This window comes from Oceanobacillus bengalensis (assembly GCF_003628445.1).
Taxonomy (GTDB): domain Bacteria; phylum Bacillota; class Bacilli; order Bacillales; family Amphibacillaceae; genus Oceanobacillus; species Oceanobacillus bengalensis.
In genome coordinates, this window is record NZ_RBZO01000001.1 from 323,854 (window position 1) to 347,807 (window position 23,954).

22 protein-coding genes are annotated in these 23,954 nt (G+C 36.5%); 10 read left to right on the forward strand and 12 right to left on the reverse strand.

What is annotated here, in order from left to right; all coding sequences use genetic code 11:
• Positions 1 to 210: 210 nt before the first annotated feature.
• Together pepF and yhfH are read right to left on the reverse strand one after the other, a co-directional pair.
• A complete protein-coding gene (gene pepF, locus D8M05_RS01560; protein WP_121127926.1) occupies positions 211 to 2,031 on the reverse strand; it encodes an oligoendopeptidase F in 1,821 nt (606 codons plus the stop codon).
• Between the two features lie 178 nt (positions 2,032 to 2,209).
• Entirely contained in the window at positions 2,210 to 2,338 is a 129-nt protein-coding gene (gene yhfH, locus D8M05_RS01565; protein WP_183072673.1) for a protein YhfH, read from the reverse strand.
• Positions 2,339 to 2,439: 101 nt separating this feature from the next.
• Between yhfH and D8M05_RS01570 the strand changes: the two genes are divergently transcribed.
• The 4 genes from D8M05_RS01570 to D8M05_RS01585 all read left to right on the forward strand — a co-directional run bounded on the left by D8M05_RS01570 (position 2,440) and on the right by D8M05_RS01585 (position 6,769).
• Positions 2,440 to 3,171: an MBL fold metallo-hydrolase gene (locus D8M05_RS01570; RefSeq protein WP_121127930.1), complete on the forward strand. Its 732-nt coding sequence runs from the start codon at positions 2,440 to 2,442 to the stop codon at positions 3,169 to 3,171.
• A gap of 78 nt (positions 3,172 to 3,249) precedes the next feature.
• Positions 3,250 to 4,245, forward strand: coding sequence for a lipoate--protein ligase (gene lplA, locus D8M05_RS01575; RefSeq protein ID WP_121127932.1), 996 nt, complete (start codon positions 3,250 to 3,252; stop codon positions 4,243 to 4,245).
• 221 nt (positions 4,246 to 4,466) lie between these two features.
• Positions 4,467 to 6,014 carry a fatty acid--CoA ligase family protein gene (locus D8M05_RS01580; RefSeq protein ID WP_121127934.1) on the forward strand — a complete coding sequence of 516 codons (1,548 nt, stop codon included), beginning with the start codon at positions 4,467 to 4,469 and terminating at the stop codon, positions 6,012 to 6,014.
• A 233-nt stretch (positions 6,015 to 6,247) separates the two neighbouring features.
• Entirely contained in the window at positions 6,248 to 6,769 is a 522-nt protein-coding gene (locus tag D8M05_RS01585; protein ID WP_121127936.1) for a competence protein ComK, read from the forward strand.
• Here the strand turns inward: D8M05_RS01585 and D8M05_RS01590 are convergent.
• Positions 6,717 to 7,106, reverse strand: coding sequence for a YhjD family protein (locus D8M05_RS01590; protein ID WP_121127938.1), 390 nt, complete (start codon positions 7,104 to 7,106; stop codon positions 6,717 to 6,719). The two genes, D8M05_RS01585 and D8M05_RS01590, sit on opposite strands and share 53 nt — an antisense overlap.
• A 195-nt stretch (positions 7,107 to 7,301) precedes the next feature.
• On the opposite strand from D8M05_RS01590, the gene D8M05_RS01595 reads away from it, so the two are divergent.
• From D8M05_RS01595 to addA, 3 genes are all read left to right on the forward strand, one after another.
• Positions 7,302 to 7,961: a TVP38/TMEM64 family protein gene (locus tag D8M05_RS01595; protein ID WP_121127940.1), complete on the forward strand. Its 660-nt coding sequence runs from the start codon at positions 7,302 to 7,304 to the stop codon at positions 7,959 to 7,961.
• Between the two features lie 190 nt (positions 7,962 to 8,151).
• Positions 8,152 to 11,643 carry a helicase-exonuclease AddAB subunit AddB gene (gene addB / locus D8M05_RS01600; RefSeq protein WP_121127942.1) on the forward strand — a complete coding sequence of 1,164 codons (3,492 nt, stop codon included), beginning with the start codon at positions 8,152 to 8,154 and terminating at the stop codon, positions 11,641 to 11,643.
• Complete coding sequence (addA, locus tag D8M05_RS01605) at positions 11,636 to 15,376, forward strand: helicase-exonuclease AddAB subunit AddA (RefSeq protein WP_121127943.1); 3,741 nt, start codon at positions 11,636 to 11,638, stop codon at positions 15,374 to 15,376. Before addB ends, addA begins: the two co-directional genes overlap by 8 nt.
• Before the next feature lie 159 nt (positions 15,377 to 15,535).
• On the opposite strand, the gene D8M05_RS01610 is transcribed toward addA, so the two are convergent.
• The 6 genes from D8M05_RS01610 to D8M05_RS01635 all read right to left on the reverse strand — a co-directional run bounded on the left by D8M05_RS01610 (position 15,536) and on the right by D8M05_RS01635 (position 18,020).
• Entirely contained in the window at positions 15,536 to 15,754 is a 219-nt protein-coding gene (locus tag D8M05_RS01610; RefSeq protein WP_121127945.1) for a spore germination protein, read from the reverse strand.
• 54 nt (positions 15,755 to 15,808) lie between these two features.
• Entirely contained in the window at positions 15,809 to 16,174 is a 366-nt protein-coding gene (locus D8M05_RS01615; RefSeq protein ID WP_121127947.1) for a spore germination protein GerPE, read from the reverse strand.
• 566 nt (positions 16,175 to 16,740) lie between these two features.
• Positions 16,741 to 16,920, reverse strand: coding sequence for a spore gernimation protein GerPD (locus D8M05_RS01620; protein ID WP_121127949.1), 180 nt, complete (start codon positions 16,918 to 16,920; stop codon positions 16,741 to 16,743).
• Positions 16,920 to 17,498, reverse strand: a complete 579-nt coding sequence (gene gerPC / locus D8M05_RS01625) for a spore germination protein GerPC (RefSeq protein ID WP_121127951.1) — start codon at positions 17,496 to 17,498, stop codon at positions 16,920 to 16,922. The genes D8M05_RS01620 and gerPC overlap by 1 nt, the downstream gene beginning before the upstream one ends.
• 89 nt (positions 17,499 to 17,587) lie before the next feature.
• Positions 17,588 to 17,794, reverse strand: a complete 207-nt coding sequence (locus D8M05_RS01630; protein ID WP_121127953.1) for a spore germination protein GerPB — start codon at positions 17,792 to 17,794, stop codon at positions 17,588 to 17,590.
• Between the two features lie 16 nt (positions 17,795 to 17,810).
• The gene (locus D8M05_RS01635) at positions 17,811 to 18,020 is read right to left on the reverse strand and encodes a spore germination protein (RefSeq protein WP_121127955.1); all 210 of its coding nucleotides are present in this window, start codon (positions 18,018 to 18,020) and stop codon (positions 17,811 to 17,813) included.
• Between the two features lie 112 nt (positions 18,021 to 18,132).
• On the opposite strand from D8M05_RS01635, the gene D8M05_RS01640 reads away from it, so the two are divergent.
• The 3 genes from D8M05_RS01640 to D8M05_RS01650 all read left to right on the forward strand — a co-directional run bounded on the left by D8M05_RS01640 (position 18,133) and on the right by D8M05_RS01650 (position 21,442).
• On the forward strand, positions 18,133 to 19,320 hold the full coding sequence (locus tag D8M05_RS01640; RefSeq protein WP_121127957.1) for a DUF418 domain-containing protein: 1,188 nt from the start codon (positions 18,133 to 18,135) through the stop codon (positions 19,318 to 19,320).
• Positions 19,321 to 19,435: 115 nt separating this feature from the next.
• On the forward strand, positions 19,436 to 19,789 hold the full coding sequence (locus D8M05_RS01645) for a YisL family protein (protein ID WP_121127959.1): 354 nt from the start codon (positions 19,436 to 19,438) through the stop codon (positions 19,787 to 19,789).
• 162 nt (positions 19,790 to 19,951) lie between these two features.
• Complete coding sequence (locus D8M05_RS01650) at positions 19,952 to 21,442, forward strand: alpha-amylase family glycosyl hydrolase (RefSeq protein WP_121127961.1); 1,491 nt, start codon at positions 19,952 to 19,954, stop codon at positions 21,440 to 21,442.
• A 208-nt stretch (positions 21,443 to 21,650) separates the two neighbouring features.
• Here D8M05_RS01650 and D8M05_RS01655 read toward each other — a convergent pair whose 3' ends face one another.
• From D8M05_RS01655 to D8M05_RS01665, 3 genes are all read right to left on the reverse strand, one after another.
• Positions 21,651 to 22,523 (reverse strand): SDR family oxidoreductase, encoded by an 873-nt coding sequence (locus D8M05_RS01655; RefSeq protein ID WP_121127963.1) that lies wholly within the window; start codon positions 22,521 to 22,523, stop codon positions 21,651 to 21,653.
• Positions 22,524 to 22,588: 65 nt separating this feature from the next.
• Complete coding sequence (gene yppF, locus D8M05_RS01660) at positions 22,589 to 22,801, reverse strand: YppF family protein (protein ID WP_121127965.1); 213 nt, start codon at positions 22,799 to 22,801, stop codon at positions 22,589 to 22,591.
• 188 nt (positions 22,802 to 22,989) lie between these two features.
• Positions 22,990 to 23,859 carry a DegV family protein gene (locus tag D8M05_RS01665; RefSeq protein WP_121127968.1) on the reverse strand — a complete coding sequence of 290 codons (870 nt, stop codon included), beginning with the start codon at positions 23,857 to 23,859 and terminating at the stop codon, positions 22,990 to 22,992.
• Positions 23,860 to 23,954: the final 95 nt, after the last annotated feature.

Here is a 23,954-nt window from a genome sequence, read left to right on the forward strand (position 1 = left end):
AAACGTTGGTTTGGAGCCTTTTATGTTGATTACGCCAAAGTTCACAGTGAATTCGCTGAAAGTTCACAGAGAATCGCCAAAGTTCACAATCATTTCGCTGAAGTTCACAACTAAATCGCCAAAGTTCACAATTGGCCCACAATCCACCTCTCCACCCCTCTCAAACAAAAAAAGGATGAACAGCAAAGTACTGTTCACCCCCTCAAAAGATTATTCATAACTCTTAACTAATTCATCAACGAGCGATCCAACATAACGGACAGCAATCTTAATCGCATCAGGTTTTGACATGTCAACTCCTGCTTGTTTGATTAAATCAAGTGGCTTCATCGTTCCACCAGACTTAAGCACGTTTAGCCAACGTTCTACGGCTGGTGTGCCTTCTTCCTTAATCTTCTTAGCAACTGCTGTAGAGACAGTTAAACCAGCTGAATAAGTGTATGGATAGAGGCCCATATAATAATGTTGCTGGCGCATCCAAGTTAAACCTGCACCCTGATCAATTGTAACAGCATCCCCCCAGAAGTTAATGAGTGCTTCACGTTTCTCCTTACATAGAACATCAGCTGTTAATGGTACACCTTGTTCCGCTAAATGATAGACACGACGCTGGAATTCGGCTTCCAATAAATGAGTAACAAAATTATGGTAATAGGTTCCGAGTAATTGCGAGATCACCCAACGTTTCATACGATTATCATCTTTATGTTTTTCCAGTAAATAATTTGCTAGTAGCATTTCGTTTAATGTTGATGGAGCTTCCACAAAGTACATAGAAGGACGTGTGTTTAATATCCTCTGGTTTTCACCAGCAAGATAGAAGTGGCCTGCATGTCCTAATTCATGTGCTAGTACAAAAGCACCACGCATCGTATCTGTCCATGTAATTAGAATATATGGATGAACACCATATGGGCTTGAACAAAATGCACCATTAACCTTTCCATCATTATTTGCTAAATCGACCCAACGGTCATTAAGTCCTTTTTCCATTATCTGTGTATATTCTGGTCCCATCACTTCAAGTGCACGAAGAATTGTTTCTTTTGCTTCATCATAGGTTGTGTGTGGATTAAAGGATGGGTCTAGTGGCGCCTTTAAGTCATAGTAACGCATTTCTTTAAGTCCTAATTTTTCTTTCTTTAATTTTGCATATTTGCGCATATGGGGTGCCAGCTCTTTTTGAATAACGTCTAGTTGATTATGGTACATTTCCTTTGTTACTTGCTGTGGTGCGAGTAACATATCTGTAACAGTTTCATAGGAACGTAAGCGTGCTAGTGTTACTTGTTTGGTTACTTCAGTTGAATAGGTTGCAGCAAATGTATTTTTGTACCTGTTTAATGTATTTGTGAACGATGTATATGCTTTGTTGCGTAACCCAGCATCTGATGATAATTCATAACGGTCTTCATACAACGGAGCAGACATTGGCAATTCTTCACCAGTATCAGTGGAAATTGGATCAAAGCGCATGTCGGATGCTTTTGTACGCTGATAAATCATATAGGGAGCATTTTGCAACTGCCCTAATGCTGCCAGTGTCTCTTCAATTTCAGGTGATAGGGTATAGGCCTTTTCTTCTTTTAAATCCGCAAATAGTTTAATGTATGTTTGTAATTCGGGTTCATCTATTAAAAATTGCTCGATGGTTTCATCAGGAAGTGCGAGCAACTCTGACCTGAAAAAAGAGAGCTTTGCATCAATTACAGCAAGTGTTGAACTTACCTTTGCTGTGTCTCGTTGATTATCTGGATCCGAACCATCTGCACTGGATTTAAGATTAGCATATGTAGCTACTCTGACAATTCTTTGTCTGTATTCTTCAACTGTAATAATGCATTCTAATAAAGTAGCCGCATCATTTCTTAATTTTGTTTTATATTTCGTTACATTTTTAACATCTTCTTTGATGCTTTTTAATTCATTTTTCCATGCTTCATCAGAAATAAATAAATCTGTTAAATCCCATTTTTGTTCTTCAGGTACTTGTGAACGATGAGAACTGCTTGTGCTAGATAGTGTAGTCATCGAATTCTCCTTCCAAAAATAATTATTTCGCTACTCTAAGTAATTATAATGCAAAAACAAATAGAAAGATATCATTATTCTGACATTTATAAAAAAAATACAGCTAACAAGCAGCTGTATTATAATATATAACATATAGTAAATAACATCTTAGAATGGGAGTTAATCTTAGGCATTTCTATCTAGCCGGGTGGTCACATTCATCACAAACATTGCCATAGCAGTCAGCTTTTTCGTGGATTTCGCCACCGCATCTGTGACATTTCTTTTTCGGTAAATTTCTGAAAAACTCTAGTACACTGATCATGATTGAATCCCCCTTTAGTTGATTTACTATATTGTATTACCACAGTAGTATTTTTGTCAATGCTGTTTTATAACAAATTCGAAATTAGGAGGGTGTTTTTAATGAAATTAACAGTAGTTGGGTATTGGGGAGGCTTTCCAGCTGTAGATGGGGCGACCTCTGCCTATTTATTAGAAAAAGATAATTTCACATTATTAATTGACGTAGGGAGTGGGTCCTTAGCGAAGTTACAGAAGTACAAATCTGTATCAAATCTAGATGCAGTTATCGTTTCCCACTATCATCATGACCACATTGCAGATGTCGGTGTATTACAATATGCACGTTTAATTGACTATTATGTAACAGGAACTGATACAGTTTTACCGATTTATGGACATGATGAGGATACCGAGGGTTTTGCTTCACTAACCCATACTTATACAAAAGGGATTGCCTACCAGCCAGATAAAACGCTTCATGTTGGCCCATTTCAGATTACATTTATGAAAACGAATCATCCTGTAGCCTGTTTTGGCATGCGGATTACGGATGGGGAAAGCATTCTGGTGTATACTGCAGATTCTAGTTACAAGGATGAATGGATAGAATTCGCGGGAGATGCTGATTTATTTATTACAGATTGTAATTATTACGCAGGACAGGATGGTACAAAGGCAGGGCATATGAATAGTGAAGAAGCTGGAAAAATAGCGGCTGGAGCAAATGTAAAAGCATTAATGTTGAGTCATTTGCCGCAGTATGGTGATAGAAATAAATTAGCAGAAGAAGCTGGCCGACTTTTTAATGGTAAAATTATGTTAGCAGAAGAGGGGCTTGTTTGGCGTAAATAGGCTTTAATCTTTGAATCCGTTTTATAATTGAATTAAACTAGTAAGAGTAGAAACATACATTTATAGGAGGCTTAATTCATGAAGTTTATAGATAATAAAGGAATCACTGATCCAATGGTGAACTTAGCGATTGAGGAATATATTTTAGAGAATTTTGGTGAGAAGGATACATATTTATTATTTTATATCAATAAGCCATCAATTATTATTGGTAGAAACCAAAACACGATTGAAGAAATCAATACGGATTATGTAGATGAAAAAGGGATTAAAGTTGTACGTCGCCTGTCTGGTGGGGGAGCTGTTTATCATGATGAGGAGAATTTAAACTTTAGCTTTATTACAAAAGATGATGGAGAAAGTTTCCAAAACTTTGCTAAATTCCTACAGCCGATTATTAAAGTTCTAAACAAATTAGGTGTGCCAGCTGAAGTGCAAGGCCGCAATGATGTCGCTGTCGAAGGGCGTAAAATCTCTGGTAATGCAATGTTCTCAACTAAAGGGCGTATGTTCAGTCATGGAACATTAATGCTTGATTCTGACCTTGAAGAAGTTACGAAGTCATTGAAAGTGAAAAAGGAAAAAATTGCATCGAAGGGGATCAAATCGATTCGCAGTCGTGTTGCTAATATTTCAGAATACTTAGATGAAAAGATCTCAATGCAGGAATTTAAAGAAGCAATTCTTAAAAATGTTTTTGAAGTAGATGATGTGAAGGATGTTCCTCAATATGTTTTAACGGATGAAGATTGGGAAAAAATCAACGAAATCTCTAAAAACCGTTATCAAAAATGGGAATGGAACTATGGGAAATCTCCTTCCTATAATGTCGGGGAATCTCATAAATTCCCTGCAGGCCTTGTAGATATTCGTCTTGATGTTCAAAAAGGTGTTATCGAAAACTGTAAAATCTTTGGTGACTTCTTCGGTATTGGTGATGTAAAAGAATTAGAAGCCAAATTAATCGGTATTCGTCACGAACGACAAGCAATTGAAGATGCACTGATAGACTTTGATGTGCCACATTACCTTGGAAAAATATCGAAAGAAGATTTTATCGGTCTGCTATATTAATGTGTATAAAAACATGCTCATGAAATGGAAGGGCATGTTTTTTTTGCTTCAAATGTTAGCGCTTTCTATTGAAATTACATTAAATATAATCTATAATTATAAAAAGTTAGAAAAGTTATAACAGTTAAACGCGTATGAATAGAGGAGGTGTAAATTAGTCGTCTGTAATATTTTTTTACATAAAAAATGAATGATTATTCATTCATAAAGGAGGTTTACGATTGAATTTAAGTGAACAATTATCAATAACTGCTATTGAAAATCCAAGTAAAACGGCGTATATATTCGAGAATAAAGAAACAAGTTATCAAGAATTGGAAGGTGCGGTTCGTAAATTTGCTTCTCAACTTGAGGAAATGGGAATCAAGAAGGGAGATCATATTGCATTAATTTTGGGGAACAGTCCTTATTACGTTATTAGTCTGTATGGTGCGCTTCGAGTGGGTGCGGTTGTAATCCCTATTAATCCACTCTATACAACAAGTGAAATTACATATATTTTAAATAATGGGGATGTTAAAGCCGTTATTACAATGGACGTGCTAATGCCAAAATTTGCTTCTACTACGAACCAACTTGCAAATGTTGACAGCTTTATTGTATGTGCGAGTAATCCAGATTTAACATTCGAAGACCATCCTTTCGAATCAAAGATTGTGCAGTTTACACAACTTATGCAAGGTGGAAGGCTTGATTATAATGGTCCAATATTAGATGAAGAAGATGTAGCGGTAATTCTATATACCTCTGGAACGACGGGGAATCCAAAAGGGGCACTACTAACGCATAGGAATCTTTATTCAAATGCGAAAGATGTTGCTGACTATCTTACAATAAGTAATCAAGACCGTGTTATTGCTGCATTACCAATGTTTCATGTATTTTGTTTAACGGTCGCACTTAATGCACCATTAATGAATGGTGGAACGGTTCTTATTCTACCTAAGTTTTCTCCAAAAGAAGTATTTCGCATGGCACAGGAAAATCAGGCTACAATATTTGCTGGTGTCCCAACCATGTATAATTTCCTGTTGCAAACTGTAAAGCATGATAATACATTAACAGCAACATTTGCAGGTATACGTTTATGTATATCAGGAGGAGCTGCCATGCCTGTTGCCTTGTTGAAAGCTTTTGAAGAGACTTTTGATGTTATGTTATCTGAGGGCTATGGCTTATCAGAAGCATCACCTGTGACATGTTTCAATCCGTTAGATCGACCAAGGAAACCAGGTTCGATTGGTCGAAGTATCATAAATGTTGAGAATAAGATAGTAAATGAAATGGGAGAAGATGTTCAAGTAGGTGAAGTAGGAGAATTGGTTGTTAGAGGTCCCAATGTGATGAAGGGGTATTATAAGAACCCTGAAGAAACTGCTGCTACCCTTAAGGATGGTTGGTTATATACGGGGGACATGGCACGAATGGATGATGAAGGTTACTTTTACATTGTAGATCGTAAAAAAGATATGATTATTGTTGGTGGGTACAATGTGTATCCGAGGGAAGTTGAGGAAATATTATATTCACATCCAAGCGTTTCTGAAGTAGCAGTTATAGGTACACCTCATATAGAGAGAGGCGAAGAGGTCATTGCGTTTGTCGTTACAAGTGATCAAAATATTACAGAAGGTTATTTAAAAGAATTTTGTAAAGAGCATCTCGCTGAATATAAAGTACCTTCTAAAATTGACTTTTTAGATGAATTACCGAAAAATACAACTGGTAAAATACTACGTAAAAGTTTGCGAGAACTCATTCAACATTAATAAGGAAATAAAGGTGTTTTAGAAGTGTATTCTAGAACACCTTTATTAGTGGGATAGACCTGATGATAATTTCGCAATGAATGTTATTTCAAATGAAAAATATATTAAAATTTGAACAAATTGATAATCTTTTTCTAAAAATTCGGTTTTCGCTTTCTTTTTTTGACGAAATTTGGTAAGTTATCTTTAAGCTACTTTCTTTTCGTTTTATAAAACGAAGGGATGATTTAAAAATGACAAATTACTTAGATTTTCCAGATTATGAAATGAATCCACTTACATTAGCTATTGTTGCTGAACAGGATTCGAATGGCGAGCTAATCTCAAAAGTATTAGAAGAAGACATGGAGTATGTAGTTGAATCAACGCCACTATCTATTATTGAATATTCCTGTAAGTTCTTCGGTTCAAGTTTGAAAGGTAGACAGGAAGGTTCGAGAGACATCTGTGGAATCTCGAATAAAATTCCCATTGCAATTGACCCCTCAAGTGGAATGTACTTCTTTCCAACAGCTTCCCCGAATAATAGTAAGTGTTCCTGGATTGCTCATTCCCATATTGACAAGATTAAAAAGATACAGAAGCACAGTACGGAATTTATATTTAAAAATGGAAATCGAATCGTACTAGATGTTTCATATGGATCTATGTTGAATCAAGTGCAGCGTACAGCACAATATCGGTATTTACTAGATAATAGAATTAGGATTTTGCAACAGCAGAAGGGTGAGATGGTTGCAGAGTCTTATTCATAAGCTCCTTAATGATTAATTCAACATGCTTTCGAATTGCAGGATTAAAGAAATTTCTTTTTTCTTCCCTACCACCAGAGAGAAACAAATAGGAAGAAAATGAATCATTTTTATTTACTTTGACAACACGAATATGCATATCCTCCATTGTCTTCCTTAATTCTCTACGTTCATTCACTGCTTTCGAAATCATTTTCTCAATCAGGTCATTGTAAGGCTCCTTAATTTTAAAAGCTCCACTTTGTATTTGTATGATATCCTGCTTTAATACGACAATAGCCATTGAGAGAAAAAGAAACCTTGATGCTAATTGTAGTTCTTCATCTTTTAGATAACGCATAATAAAACTCCTCTCAAGAGAACATTCGTTCTGTTTATCCTATTATATGCTAAATTGAAACTAAAATTCAACATAAAATACATTTTTTTAGTAAAATGGAAAAGAAAGTAGCTTTCGTGTATTGATACTATTAAAATTGAAGAGAATGGATAATAGAATAAAGTTTTTCACCTACATAATGAGGAGTTTTACTATATGTATCTAATGAACATTACCTTTTCGAATTGGGAAGTAATGCTTGAGAAAGAGGGCGTGGAGTCATTTATTCTACAACTGCTTGATCAATATGAAGGACTAGGTCCACTTCCAGGGATATTACTTCCATTTATTGAAGCATTTTTACCGTTTTTACCATTGATTGTTTTTGTTATTGGTAACGCTGCGGCATATGGGTTATTTGAGGGATTTCTATTTTCATGGCTTGGGGCAAGCACAGGAGCAATTACTGTTTTTCTTATTGTACGGCAACTGGCAAATAAGAAGTGGGTAAAGAAATTAAGGAATAATAAGCAGGTCTCCGCTGTTACGAAATGGGTAGAAAAACGTGGATTTGGACCAATCTTCTTGTTATTGGCTTTTCCTTTTTCTCCTTCAGCGGTAATTAATGTTGTTGCTGGTCTGTCAAAAGTAAGTATCCAGCAATTTGCATTGGCTGTCTTGTTAGGGAAATCGGTTATGATTTTTTCCATTTCATACGTAGGTTCAAGTATTATGGAATTTGCTGAAAATCCAATGAAAACCATCGTTGTGATTGTTATTATCTTCTTATTTTGGTTTGTTGGTAAACTTATCGAAAAAAGACTTCAAAATCGTTCAAAGCATGAAGAAGATTCAAAAATTGAACAAACCAAGTGAGCTGTTTTGAAATTTAATAAACAGTTGATATAAGCTGTTGACTAACGATATTCATTTTGCAAAGATCTTACGTCACAGCTTGTATTAATTACGGGGAATAATAAGAAACAAAACAGTATCTAACTACATGAGAGTTACTATCTTTGGTAAAATAGAATGATAGAGCTCTTTTTTGAATGGAGGTTTAATGATGGGACTAAGGTTTTTAATAGGAAGGTCAGGAACTGGTAAAAGTGGTCGCACATTTGATGAAATAAAAGAAAAACTTATTGAAGATCCCTTAGGGAAGCCTATTCTTTATATTGTTCCTGATCAAATGACGTTCGGACAAGAATATGCTTTGTTTCATGATAGTGAATTACCTGGTAGTATTAGAGCACAAGTAGTGAGCTTTTCCCGCCTTGCATGGCGAATCCTGCAAGAAACTGGGGGAGGAACAAAGCAGTCTATTAGCTCAATTGGTATTCAAATGATGCTACGTAAAATTATTGAAGAAAAACAAGGGGAATGGCATACATTTCAAAAAGCAATGGAAAAGCATGGATTCCTACATCAATTAGAAGAAATGATAACTGAATTTAAACGTTATCAAGTAACACCAGAAGTGCTCCATTTGCAAATTGAACATATGAAAAATATTGTACATAAAGAACCGAAAGAACAGGCACTAACACAAAAATTAGAAGATCTATTGTATGTCTATGAAAGGCTCACAATAGCACTTGCAGGTCAGTATGTTGATAGTGAAGATAGCTTGCAATTACTTGCGGACAAGATAAGTGAGACAAGCTTCTTAGATGGTGCTGATATTTATTTTGATGGATTTCACCGTTTTACGCCGAAAGAATTACTCGTGGTTGAACAACTATTGAAAAAGTGTAATTCTGTAACAGTCACATTGACATTAGAAAATCCTGAAGAAGCACTAAATGAACTCGATTTATTTTACCAAACAACGGAAACCTATCATGTACTCGGGCAAATAGCTTATGAAAACAACATTCCATTGGATGAGACAATTGTACTCAAACCAGAGAATGGGAAATTTAAGAACCGTGCCTATTTTGCTCATTTAGAGAGGTATTTTAACGTGCGACCTGCACCCGAATATAAAGGTTCTGTACCTATCCAAATTGCTGAGGCTGTACATCCACGTGCTGAAGTAGAAGGGGTAGCCCAGGAAATCTTGCGCCTCGTACGTGACAGTAATTATCGATATCGAGATATGGCTGTATTTATAAGGCAAACAGATGTATATCATGATCTCATTAAGACGGTTTTTGAAGATCATAATATTCCTGTTTTTATTGATGAAAAAAGAAATATGTTAAATCATTCACTCATCGAATTTATTCGTTCCCTTTTAGATATTGTTGATGGAAATTGGCGGTATGATGCGATTTTTCGTGTGTTAAAAACAGGTTTCATACCAGTCAGTGATGACGAATATCCACTCACAAATGATGCCATTGATGAGTTAGAAAATTATGTGTTAGAGTATGGCATTCGCGGAAGAAATCGTTGGTTCAGTAAAGAAGAGTGGAAGTTCGAGCGATTCCGCGGATTTGATAAGGCGGTACAAACAAATTATGAGAAAGAAACACAAAAGCGGATCAATCAGTATCGCAAACAGGTCGTTAGCGCATTACAACCTTTCGATGAAAAAATTCGCAAGGCAAAATCAATTAAAGAATTATGTGAGGTTACCTATCTTTTATTAGAAGAACTAGGAGCAAGTAAACGTTTAGAGGAAATAAGACAGCATTTCGATGAGAACGGACAATTGGAAAAGGGAAGAGAGCAGGAACAGGTTTGGAATGCTATCATTCAATTATTTGATGAAATGGTAGAAATGGCAGGTGTTGAGAAGATGTCCCTGGCAACCTTCCGAACAACACTTGATGCAGGGTTTGAAACATTACAATTCTCTCATGTCCCACCAAGTATTGATCATGTTATTGTCGGAAGTGTCGATCGCTCGAGAATGAGTGGTATTAAATCTGCATTTTTACTCGGTGTAAATGATGGTGTTTGGCCGATGAAACCAAAAGCTGACGGGATGATTAATGAAGAAGAGCGGGATTTATTGGCCGGAGAAGGAATACAGCTTGCTGATACTAGTAAACGACAATTACTTGATGATTGGTTTTATATGTATTTAGCCTTTACATCTGCTAAGGATAACTTATGGGTTAGTTATCCATTAAGTGATAAAGAGGGTAAAGCAAAGATGCCATCACAGTTAATTAAACGAATAGAGGATTTATTTCCATCCTGTTCGAATCACCTGTTGTTACAGGACCCAGAAGAATTAGTTGATGCGAATCGGTTCATTACTACCCCTATGAAGACAAGGTCGGCACTGACTGCACAACTTGCACGTTCAAGGAAGGGTTATCCTGTAGCCGATGTTTGGTGGCATGTATTTAACTGGTATGTAACAAACCATCCTAAACAAAGTACAACCTATAAAATTTTACAGAGCTTGTACTATCAAAATATACCGAAAGACTTAAAAACAGAAACAGTAGAGCAATTATATCCAAAAGAAATAAAGGCTAGTGTTAGTAGATTAGAGTCTTACTTCCGATGTTCCTATCAGCATTTTGCTCAGTATAGCTTGAAATTGGATGAACGGAAAACATATAAATTGGATGCTCCAGACATAGGGATGCTTTTCCATGAAGCTATCAAAATTATTACAGAATGGATTGGGGAAGATGGTAGAGATTTCTCTCAGTTAAACCAAAAAGACGCAACAGGCTATGCTTCGAGAGCGGTAAACAGTCTTGCTCCTATTTTGCAACATCAAATATTACACAGTTCAAATCGCTATAAATATATTAGTCAAAAGCTTCAAGATATTATTGCACGTGCTACATTTATTTTGAGTGAGCAGGCAAGACAAAGTAATTTTTCCCCTGTCGGTTTGGAGCTAGGATTTGGTGATGGAGAGACATTACCCCCATTATCCATGAAACTTCCAAATGGGTTTGAACTATTGCTACGAGGAAGAATTGACCGTGTTGATAAGGCAACGAATATGGATGACCTTTATCTTAGAATTATAGACTATAAATCAAGCTCGAAAGGATTAAATTTGCTTGATGTTTATTACGGACTGGCATTACAAATGCTAGCGTATTTAGATGTCGTACTTACAAACTCAGAAAAGTGGTTAAAGAAAAAGGCAACACCAGCTGGGGTACTTTATTTCCATGTGCATAACCCAATGCTTTCGAAAAACACCAAAATAAGTATCGATGATATTGAAAAAGAAATTTTTAAAAAGTACAAAATGAAGGGACTATTGCTGTCCGATGAAGAAATTGTAACGATGATGGATACGTCCATTGGAAAAAGCAGTAGTATTGTACCTGCTGGTATAAAGAGAGATGGAACGTTTGATGCAAAATCAAAAGTAGCAAGTGAAGAGACGTTTACAAGTTTGCAAAAGCATATTCATCATTTAATGCAGGATGCGGGTAGCGATATCACAACTGGTGGCGTCCATTTAAACCCCTACCAGCATAAAAATAATATCGCGTGTACGTATTGTCCATTTCTCTCAGTTTGTCAATTTGATCCTATTTTAGAGGAAAATGATTATCGAAAATTGAAGGACATGAAAGATGAGGAAATTCTAAGAAAAATAAATGAGGAGGTGGATATAGATGGTTAGTTGGACAAAGGAACAAGAAGAAGCAATCTATACAGATGGTAGGGATATTCTTGTTGCAGCGGCGGCAGGGTCTGGAAAAACAGCAGTACTTGTTGAAAGGATTATCCAGAAGTTGCTAAAAAGAGATCAGCCAGTAGATATTGACTCCTTATTAGTTGTAACGTTTACGAATGCTGCTGCACAGGAAATGAGAAATCGGGTAGGAGTAGCGCTTGAGAAAGCGTTAGATCAAAATCCAGCTTCTAATCATTTGAAAAAACAGCTTTCCTTATTACAACGCGCATCCATTTCGACCTTGCATTCTTTTTGTTTAGATGTAGTCAAAAAGTATTCGTATTTACTTGATATTGACCCTGCATTTCGAATTGCAGATGATATGGAAGCCGATTTACTGAAGCAGGAAGTGTTGGATGACTTATTTGAAGAGTGGTATGGTCTAGAAGGAGAGGCATTGGAGCAATTTTTTGAGGTTGTCGACCGTTTCTCTAGTGACAGAAGCGACCTGGAAGTAGAGAATGTCATCCGAGATTTATATACATTTAGTGAGCAAAACCCTCAGCCGAATACATGGCTTGATTCGTTAGCAGAAAGCTATGATGTTCCAGAAGATTGGAAGGAAGATGACTTAACGTGGTTATCTTTAGTGAAACGAGAGGTTCAAAATCAATTTCAAGCCATGGAACAAGAAATGAGCCTTGCACTCGAAGTAACAAGAGAAAGTGATGGACCTTATCAATACGCGGAGACAATCGACCAAGACATCTTGCTACTCGAAGCAGCATCTAAGTACATGCATTCTTGGGATGAGCTTCAGCGGTTTATGTCAGATAAAGAAAATGATTTTGGAAGGTTATCAAGCAAAAAGCAAGATTGCGATGAAACGAAACAAGAGAAGGTAAAAACCTTAAGAAATAGTTATAAAAAGCGATTTAAAAATATGAAGGATACATGGTTTAGCCGTAATTTACAAAGCCATATTGAAGATATAAGTGAGCTGGCACCTGTTATTCACAAACTCACTGACTTAGTAAAACAATTTGCTGAGAAATTTAGTGAACAAAAGCGTGAACGAGCAATTGTTGATTTCTCAGACCTTGAACATCTTTGTTTGCAGCTATTAGTGGATGAAAGCTCAACGAAAGAAGAAATCATTCCATCAAATGTTGCACTTCATTTTCAGAAACAATTTAGTGAAGTTCTTGTAGATGAGTATCAGGATACGAATCTTGTACAAGAGACCATTCTTCGTCTTGTAAGTGATCAAACAGGTCCTGGGAATCGGTTCATGGTTGGTGACGTAAAGCAAAGTATTTACCGTTTCCGGCATGCAGAACCAACCCTCTTTATTCAAAAGTATAAGCAGTTTGAAAAGGAAGAAAGCGAAGGAAAGCGAATTGACTTGGCAAATAACTTCCGCAGTAGAGAGCATGTGTTAATCGGTGCAAATTATATCTTTAGACAGATTCTTAATGAAGAATTAGGGGATATTGATTACGACGAAAAAGCAGAATTGATTTATGGAAATAAAACATACGATGAACTGCCATTTACTGAACCTTTTCCTGAACTCGTCATCATTGACCGTGAAAAGCCAGAGGAATCTGAAGATGTTTCTAAGGAAGAGGAGAGTTTTCAGGATTTAGAAAAAGCGCAAATCGAGGCAAGAGCATACGCTGACAAAATAAAAACATGGATCGGTAACAATGAAACAAAGTCTCCATTACAAGTTTTCGATAAAGAAACAGGAATTGGACGTGATGTTCAGTACCGGGATATTGTGATTTTGCTTCGTTCGATGACATGGGCACCAACAATTGTAGACGAGTTGAAAAAGCAAGGAATTCCTGTTTATGCCGAGCTTTCTACAGGATATTTTGATGCAATTGAAGTGAAAATCATGGTTAGTCTGCTCAAAGTTATTGATAATCCCAGACAAGACATAGCGCTAGCATCCGTATTAAAATCGCCAATTGTTGGATTGTCTGAAAATGAGCTAGCAGAAATTCGTTTGGCAGATAAATATAATACCTATTACGATGCCATGAAGAAATATTACAAGGAAAACACCAATGAAACTGCAGAAAAACTATCTGGTTTTCTGGAACAATTAGATGCATTTCGTTTAGCTTCAAGACAAGGGGCATTGTCAGAACTGATTGGGGATATATATCGCGAGACTGGATATTATGATTTTGTCGGTGGAATGCCTGGTGGAAGACAACGGCAGGCTAATTTACGTGCCCTTTATGACAGAGCAAGAGGATATGAATCTACATCATTCCGTGGGTTGTTCCGATTTTTGCGGTTCATTGAGAGGATGGAAGAGCGTGGAGATGACCTTGGTGCTGCACGCGCTTTAAGTGAGCAAGAAGACGTTGTTCGTATCATGACAATTCATAAAAGCAAAGGCTTAGAATTTCCAGTTGTTATCCTGGGGGCAATTGATAAGCAATTCAATATGCGCGATTTAAATGAGAAATATTTACTGCATAAAGATTTAGGTTTTGCAAGTAAATATATTGATCCTGTAAAAAGAATTACGTATCCAACATTATATTATCAAGCATTGCAAGCCGAGAAAAAACGCGAAGCATTGGCTGAGGAAATGCGTGTTCTATATGTTGCGCTGACCCGTCCGAAAGAAAAACTTGTTATGATTGGTAGTGTTGCCTCCTTAGCAAAAAAATTAGAAAAATGGCAGAAAATGGTTGATCATTCGGAATGGATCTTACCAGCGTACTTTAGAATGGAAGCAAAATCCTATATAGATTGGATTGGTCCTGCATTAATGCGCCATCAGGATAGTAATGTACTAAGGTCAGAGGAACTGAAGGATGTTGTTTTAAAAGAAATACAGATAGACCCATCAAAATGGGATATTAAGGCTATCCATGCAAGTACGTTTGCGAATTTGGAAGAGGAGTCAATTGATTCTGATATTAAATTGAAGGATAAAATTAATAACTGGGAGCTGATGGATATAGAGGACGTGTCGTTGGAACAAGCAGTTCATGAACGATTATCCTACGTCTATCCATATGAAATGGCTGCGAAATCCCGAGCAAAACAATCGGTAACAGAAATTAAACGTAGGTCGCAATTGGCCGATGAATATAGTGATAATCAGTTCGTTAAACCTTTTTCAGCACCAATTGTAAAACGACCTAACTTTATGCAAAAGGAAAAGATTGTAACAGCAGCTGAAAAAGGAACTGCAATGCATACTGTTATGCAACATTTGCCAATGAAGGATGTGCTGGATGCTCGGCAAATTGAAATCTATTTAGAAGAATTCGTTGAGAAAGAAATATTGACGAGGCAGGAAGCAGAAATCATTGATATCGGGGCAATCGAGAAGTTTTTTGAGACGGAAATTGCAACCCTTATTATTCGTGAGCAGGCAGCTATAAAGCGTGAGGTACCGTTTAGTCTAACCTTACCTGCGAGTGATGTTTATTCTATATGGAGTGGGGAAGATGAGAGGGTATTGATCCAAGGGGTTATTGATTGTCTGATACCTACAGAAGACGGATGGATTCTCCTTGATTACAAGTCAGATGCCATTTTTGAAGACGTTACAGATAAGGTGAAACAGAAGTTAATGAAAAGATATGAGACGCAAGTAAATCTGTACCGCCATGCAATAGAACAAATTACGAAAAAACCAGTAAAAGCAGCGTATCTTTACTTCTTTGCAAAGCAGTTGGAATTGGAAGTGGCAAAGAAAAGTTAATTCGTAGAGCTTGCGTGTATTTGTGAACTTTAGCGATTTGATTGTGAACTTCGGCGAAAATAATGTGAACATCAGCGACTCTACTGTGAACTTTGGCGAAAACAATGCGAATATCATATACAAAAAAGCCAGCCTAATTAAGGCTGGCTTTCTTTGTCGCTATGCATTCCCCACGACATTCTGATCGCTAGCATCGGGGTCAAGCGTTCTAGTAGCACTATATCCAGTGTTCGTATTAATAAAATCACCTGTATTGAGTCCACCAGATCCAGCATTGGTTTTAGAAGTGCTTTTTGGAGATAAATAGAATGCATCACCAAAGTTTATTACACCACCACCAACACTGTTTATTTTTATTGGACCAACGATAGATGGCATGATAAACACCTTCCTCTTAAGATTAACATATGAAAGAATATAGGTATTGTTGCCTTAATCTTCCTCTAGCATACGAAAGTGTTTAATTCGAGAATCTGCTCTGATGTGATTCATGTTACCAATTTGGAGGACAGACGAACTACTAACACCGATTGCTGCAATTTGTTGAACGTAAATATCCTCGTTATGGTTATAGGTTTTTTTGATAACAGTTGATTTCAAATTAGGCCACTTTGCTCTCCGATTGAAAAGCAAATAATCATCAAAATCCAAATCCAAGTTTGCTAGTGTCCCTTCCTTTTGAACGGCAATTGCTTTTGTTTTGATATTTGATTGATTCGAATCACCAATATTAAATATTGCACTGTTAGAAATGGCAGTAACCCGAATGTTGTTAACGATAGATGTACGCTTATTCATGAATAATCCTCTTTTCCTAAATCTGTTTTCTAGAAGATTTTTCAGCTTTTTAAAGATTATCTAGCAGTTGATATAAAGTGTAGATATATTTAATTCAAAATAGTCCTAAACACACCGTTCCGGCAATACACTTCGCTTTCCGTGGGCGGCTGGTGAGCCAACTCCGTGCTAACGCACTACGTAGTCTCACCTAGGCCTATCCTCCCACAGGAGTCTACGTGTATTGCCTTCACTAGGAATCTGCTCTACTTTTATAAAACTAGAAATATACTGTTTTTTACAGAAAACAACTATCCAAAACGTGATTTCATGGTCTATAACCTAAAAATAATTAGAACAACTATCATAGCAGAATACGAAGACTCCTACGGGAATAGCACGTGTCCGAAGACCCCGCAGCGGTGGTCTTTCCGCGAGGAGGCTGAGGCCGTGCCCGTGGAAAGCGAAGTATTCTGCCGCAGCGAATGACGACATAAACCAATCATAATTATGAGCGAGAGCTTAATTGTTTGAATTCAAATAATCTACAATCTATACAAACACCAAACAATAGGAAATAACCTTTCCTAAACAGTGGATGACAATGGGACAATGTTTCCAATGGTGAAGCTTTCTGGTGGTGTATCATAAAAAGAAGATAAGATCATTTCGTCGTTGTCGCCTATAAGAAAAACGGAAGAAGCGGAGATACCACCAATTTCAACATTACCGACATTTAGATTCCAATTGTGTAATTCAAAAATCATTATTTTTCTCCTTTATTTGCAATTGACCTCATGTAATTTGCTAAGGACAAATGAAATTCTTCTATTATTTTATTTTCTATAAAACTAGGTAAATCATGATTCGCTTGTAATGGTTTATTCATTACTGCATTTTCTTTATAAAATGCAATTCGATTCGGAATTTGTTTCTGCATATCTTGGATTAACAATTCGTAATCAGATTCATCGATAGACACTGCATGTTCATTAGAAAGGTTACGAATCATGGTTGGACCATTTACTTGTAAATATTCTTGAAGATTTCCAGTTAATTGTTGTTCATAAATAGGGAATTCATTTAGTCCATGTTGTTGCACCGCTAAATCTTCAATGTTCTTTAATTCATCAGGGGAAATACCAATATGGAGCGTTCCAGATAGTGTCTCAACTTTTAGCTGGTCAAATTTATATTCAACCTTTTCAATCGTTGTTCCATTTTTATGCTTGATCTCTGCTTCAAGCATGTCAATACGTTTTTCTAATGCCTGTATTGTCTCATCTTGGCGTCTTATATATTGACTAAGTTCAAATAGATATTGGTTTAATTCATTGCCATACATAACAGGCTCCCCCTTTTTCTGTTATTAAAAAAATAGAATGATGGACGAATGCCTAATGTAGTTTATGCAAGGAACTAGGATTATGTTAGTTACGTAATTGGAGAAAGTGGAACGAGTGGTGTTAAATTATCTACAGGGAGCGCCTGCTCAGCAAGTTCTGTGAATCCTCCTGTATTATGAATATCCGATTTTCCTTGAATGCTGCCCGTACTACCAATTTGAACAACCGAAGAATTTGCTATGGATCCAATCTTTAACAGATGAATATGAATGGATTGGTGGATGGTTAGATTCATTTTATCTCCTCCTACTCTAAATGTTTTGATCGTTTATATCCTTATCATTGACATACAAATTTGAATTGGTGAGGTTTATTCGGATTCCGTCACCTGTATTGAATGATCCACCACCAGCGTATGTTTTTGCTGTACTTACAGGATTCATAGAATAGACGTCACCAATATTAAAAATACTGGATGAACCAATTGAAATGACTTTCACAGCACCGACTTTTGCAGGCATTCGAAATCTCCCTCCCATACATAATTTATGTTTGAGTATGAAAATGTTGAAAGCAATATGGGTAGGAAACATGGTATTCTAGAAAGTAGACAGAGATATGTGGGGTTAAGTAATGAAAGGAGTGAATACAGTGAATACGACATCACCAATTAATGAGAAAAAACGGTTAGTATGGATTGATGCTGCCCGTGGTTTTGCGATATTTGGCATATTTATCGTCAATGTTGGTGCATTCAGTTCACCATATTTTATGTATGGTGGGGAAAGTGAGTTATGGGAAGGGCCAATAAACCATTCTATTCAAGTGATCATTGATATGTTTTTCCAAGCTAGTTTTTACACATTATTTTCGATTTTATTCGGCTTCGGCTTTCAAATTATGAAAGAGCGCATCGAAGCTCGAAATGATTCACTTTATCCTATCTTATTTAGGAGAATGGCGGTATTACTCCTGTTTGGTTCAATACATGCTTTTGGGATATGGCACGGGGATATTTTATTTTCATATAGTATCGTTGGGTTTTTACTCCTATTCTTCTTACATGTTCGTACCAACACATTACTTGTGACTGCGACAATGTTATTAGGAGGAAGTGTTGCGTTTATATCCCTCATGTATTATACAGCAAGGGATTACTTAGGTGTAGTAAATACGTTGAAAATATCTCAGGCACTTGAACATTATAGCAGCAATGATATTACTACGATTTGGAGTCAGAACTATAATGACTGGACATATGCAAATGGTGGAATTGGCTTTGTATTTTTAATTCTCGTATTACTCCCATTATTTTTAATTGGAATGTTTGTAGCGAAAAAAAGATGGTTACACGAACCAATGATGTATCGTAAGACATTAGTGAAACTATGGATAGCTTCACTGCTTGTGTTTGTCTCCTTGAAACTTGGACCTTATTTTTATGGGAATCCACTCTGGTTTTCCTATGTTCAAGATAATATTGGTGGCACGGCTTCTGCTTTATTTTATATCATTACAATCACGTTTCTTGGACAAACTGATCTAGGGAAGAAGCTTACAAGACCTTTTACATATGTTGGTAGGATGGCGTTATCCAATTATATTTTTCAATCACTCCTATCATTTATCCTTTTCTATGGTGTGGGTTTTGGTCTTTACGGTAAAATTACACCACTAATGGGTGTGTGTATTGTTGTAATTGTTTATGTTTTCCAAGTGTTTGTGAGTAAAAGGTGGTTTGAAAAATATCGCTTTGGCCCATTGGAGTGGGTATGGAGGAGCTTAACGTACAAGAGGAGGCAACCTTTCATTAAGAAGTGATTAATTTTAGTGAAAAAATAGTTATCAAATGAATTATTGCTTTATGCATGGTATGATATCAGATAGTAACTGGAGAAATTTATCAAACGAATTCATAACAGAGGAGGCTACATACATGACTCATATGCATATTACATCATGGGTATTAGGATTTATTTTATTTATCGTTGCATTTGTGCTATTGAAGCAAGGGAAAAATGCAAAAGTTGTTCAAATGATTTTGCGTCTTGATTACTTATTTATTTTGTACACTGGTGGAGCTTTATTAGGAGATTATATTTCCAATAGTGGAATGCCAATTCTAGCAGAAGCTATTACAAAAGGCGTTGCAGGTGTCTGGCTAATTGCTGCAATGGAAATGATTCTCGTAAAATCGAGTAAAAACAAATCAGTTACAGGCGTGTGGATTCAATTTGTTATTGCTTTAATTATTGTAATGGTGTTAGGATTTGTAAGATTACCAATGTAATAAAAAGCATGTTTCTTAGAAAGGCTGTCCCTAGGTGGGCGGCCTTTTCACGTTAATTACAGTGAAAAAAGTGAACGCTTTTTAACAATGTTTGATAAGTTATTGACTAATTATTTGTATGGTCAATAATAGAAGTATAAATATAAAGCTGGGAGATTTTTCATGAAAAAGATATTAGGTTTAATCGTAATTGCTATGATGGTTTCTCTATATATAAATGAACCTGTTGCAGTAGCAGAAGAAAGACAACTACAGGAAGAAATTGTTTACCAAATTATGGTCGATCGTTTCAACAACGGGGATTATGAAAACGATAATACATCTGATGTCGATAACCCCCATGCATATCATGGTGGGGATATAGAAGGCATCATTTTGAAGTTAGATGCATTGCAGGAAATTGGTGTGAGTACCATATCCCTTTCACCACTGATGGACAATGCAGAGAATGGATACCATGGGTATTTGATAGAGGATTTTTATAACATGGAAGAGCAATTTGGAACAATCGATGACCTAAACCAGTTGATTGAAGAAGCACACGCCCGTGGGATGAAAGTCGTGATGGAGTTTGTGACAAGTTATGTTGCACGATCGAATCCAATTGTAACCGATGCAGCCAAAGAAGATTGGTTCATTGAGCATAATCAAACAGGGCCTGAATGGTTAACAAATGTCGCTACTTTTAATTTAGAGAATCCCGAAGTAGAACAATACATTATTGATGTTGCAGAATTCTGGATAAGTGAAACAAACTTAGATGGGTTTAAGCTTCATGCTGTAGATCAAGCACCTGTCCAATTTTTAGCTGATTTGACGTCACATATGAAAGAAATAAAACCAGATTTTTATTTGTTAGGTGATATTCTTGAAACAGATGAAAACAGTGGACAGATTTTAGATAATACAGAAATACAGGCAATTGAGAACATTACACTTTCACAAACGATGAGAGATGTTTTCTCGGAACCTGATAAGCCAGTTTCCGAAATATATGAAGCTTGGCAAGAAAGTAATAAGGAACAAGATATCCTATTTTTGGATGATATGTCAACAGAGCGATTTACGCAAACGTTCTCTGAGAATGGTAGAAATGCAGTAACTACATGGACATTGGCTTTAACTTATATGTATACAACACCTGGTGTTCCGATGCTTTACCAGGGGTCAGAAATACCGATGTATGGGAAAACACCAGAGGAAGTGCAGATGCTTGTTCAGTTTAATAGTGGAGAACCTGAATTAAAGGAATTCTATGATCGTATCTCTGCATTGCGCTCGCAGTTCCCTGCTTTACAATATGGTGATTTCGAAATGGTTGGTTCAAGTGGTGCAATGAGTGTGTTTAAGCGAACCTATGAGGATGAAACATTGTTCATTGCGATAAATAACGATAGTGAATCCCAATATATTCGTCTTTCCGATATAGAACCAGGAATGGAACTTAGAGGTTATCTTGGAGATAATCTAGTTCGTGAGGAAGATAATGGAGAATATCGAATTGGTATTCCTCGTGAATCTGTTGAAGTATATAAGCTACAATCCTATTCTGGGTTTAACTGGGGATTAATTGGTCTTGCTGGTGGCATAATGGCAGTGTTTATCTTTGGCATTATTTATCTTAGCCGTAAGCAAAAGAAGCGTGAATCTTAAGTGTAAAGGGTTTAACCCTATCACAATATATCCCATTTTTAAGGAGGTGCTAGTATGCTTGGACTTATTGCAATAGTACTTAGCGGATGTGTATGTATTAGCTCCATTATTTTGAGTGAGGTTTGGGAATAAAAAAAGATATAAAAATTTTGAAAAGGACCAGGTTATTGCACCTGGTCCTTTTTTTAGCTATGCTTCGTGTAATACCTTATCCATTAATAATGGTGCCACCATTAACATGTATCATCTCTCCTGATACATAACTTGCATCCTCACTTGCTAAATAGACGTATGCTGGTGCTAATTCCATTGGTTGACCGGCTCTTTTCATCGGTGTATTTGCACCAAAAGTATCTACTTTCTTTTTATCAAAAGAAGCTGGGATGAGCGGTGTCCAGATCGGGCCCGGTGCAACACCGTTTACCCGAATTCCTTCATTGGCAAGTGCACCTGATAAAGAACGAGTAAAGGAGGTGATTGCCCCTTTTGTGGCAGAGTAATCAATTAAATCCACATTACCTTCGTAAGCAGTAATAGAAGATGTATTGATAATTGAAGAACCTTTTTGTAAGTGTGGCAAAACAGCTTTTGTTAAATAAAACATACTAAAAATATTGGTGCGGAACGTTTTTTCTAATTGTTCGCTAGTGATACCTAAGAAATTGGTTTGTGGATGTTGTTCAGCAGCATTATTCACTAGGATGTCTACCTTTTTAAATGTATCTATTGTTTGTTTCACCACTGATTGACAAAAAGATTCATCACCGATATCTCCACTTATAAGTGCGCATTTTTGCCCTTCCAATTCAACTAATTTCTTCGTTTCATTTGCATCTTCATGTTCGTTTAGATAAACAATTACAATGTCTGCACCTTCTCTTGCAAAATGGACACTAACTGCTCGTCCAATTCCACTATCTCCTCCTGTAATAATAGCAACTTTTCCTGTTAGTTTATTACTTCCTTTGTAATCTTTACGAATGTATTCTGGTTTCGGTTGCATCTTTGCCTCAATACCAGGCTGTTTATCTTGATGTTGGGCAGGTGGGGTTATTTTTCCATGTTTCTTTTCCATTTCCATGATATCTCCTCCTAATGAGTATTTTTACCAAAGATTTGGTATTATACCCAAAAGAAAAAAAGCCCTTAATAGGACTTTTGATAAAACTGCTCAACATCATAATCATAAGCAGAAATCGCGCCTTGCTTATGGAGATAGGAGAAGATGGATTTGTAATTGTTTAAGCCAATCTCTCCACTAATATATTTTTGTTGATAAAAATCAAGAATATCATTGATTGAATCAGGTGAATACTTGCGTTCTTTTATATATCTATCTACTAAGTCGTGAATATGCATGAAATTCCCCTTCCCCCATTGAATATATTTTTCTCGTACCTTAAATATATGAGGGAATGTTGAGTTTTATGAATTTTATATGGGGTAGAAGATTATTGTTTTTTGAAATGTAAGGTAGTAGTAGTCGATATCAACCGCGTATACAATTCAAAAAAGCTCACCCACATAAAGGGCGAGCCTTAACTAAATTATTTATTTGGCTTATTAGAGAAAAAAAGTCCGAGTGTTCCTGGACCAACATGAGCCCCTATTGTTGCACCTATCATCTCCATAACGATATTTTCTTTGTCTACGCCAAATTTTTCTTGGATCATGGAAGAAAGCATTTCGGCTCTTTCAATATCATCACCGTGGCAAATACCGATTGTTTGATTTTTAAAATCTGTACCACGAGCTTCCATTACCTCCAACATTCGACCAATAACTTTCTTTGAACCTCTTATTTTCTCCAGAGGAATCAATTTTCCATCATCTACATGTAATAGTGGCTTTATTTTTAATAAGGAGCCTACGAAGGCAGCTGATTTACTGACGCGTCCTCCGCGATATAGATATTCCAAATTATCAACCGTAAAGACATGCTCCATATGTTCTGCCTGATAGGTAACATCGCGGATAAGTTCCTCAAGGCTAGCACCTTCCTTAGCTAATTTTGCAGCATGGAGTGCAACAAGACCATATCCGATGGAAGCGCACTTCGTATCAATAATATGGATAGGTGCATCTGGGTATTTTTCTTTTACTTCTTGCTCCATCATCTTTGCCGTCTGGTAAGTACCTGATAATTGTGATGAAAAGGCAATGTATAGTAACGGTTGATTTGCCTCAGCATAAGTAGTAAAGACCGTTTTAAACGTTTGTGGGGATACCTGGGATGTCTTGGGAGATTTTCCGTTTCTCATTGCATCGTATACCGTTTTCGGCCTAATGGCAATTCCATCGTCTTTGTATTCTTTTTCATCTAAATGAACAGTTAATGGTACCATTTCTAGTGTATATTCGTTATAATATGTTTTTGTCAAATCACTTGCAGAATCGATAAGGATTTTGATTGTCATGCTTTCACCTACATTCCAAATATTAGTATTACCTTTAAGTTTATAGCTAGTTAGAAATTTAGTCAAAAGTTTAGAGTGTGCTGATGCAAAAGAAA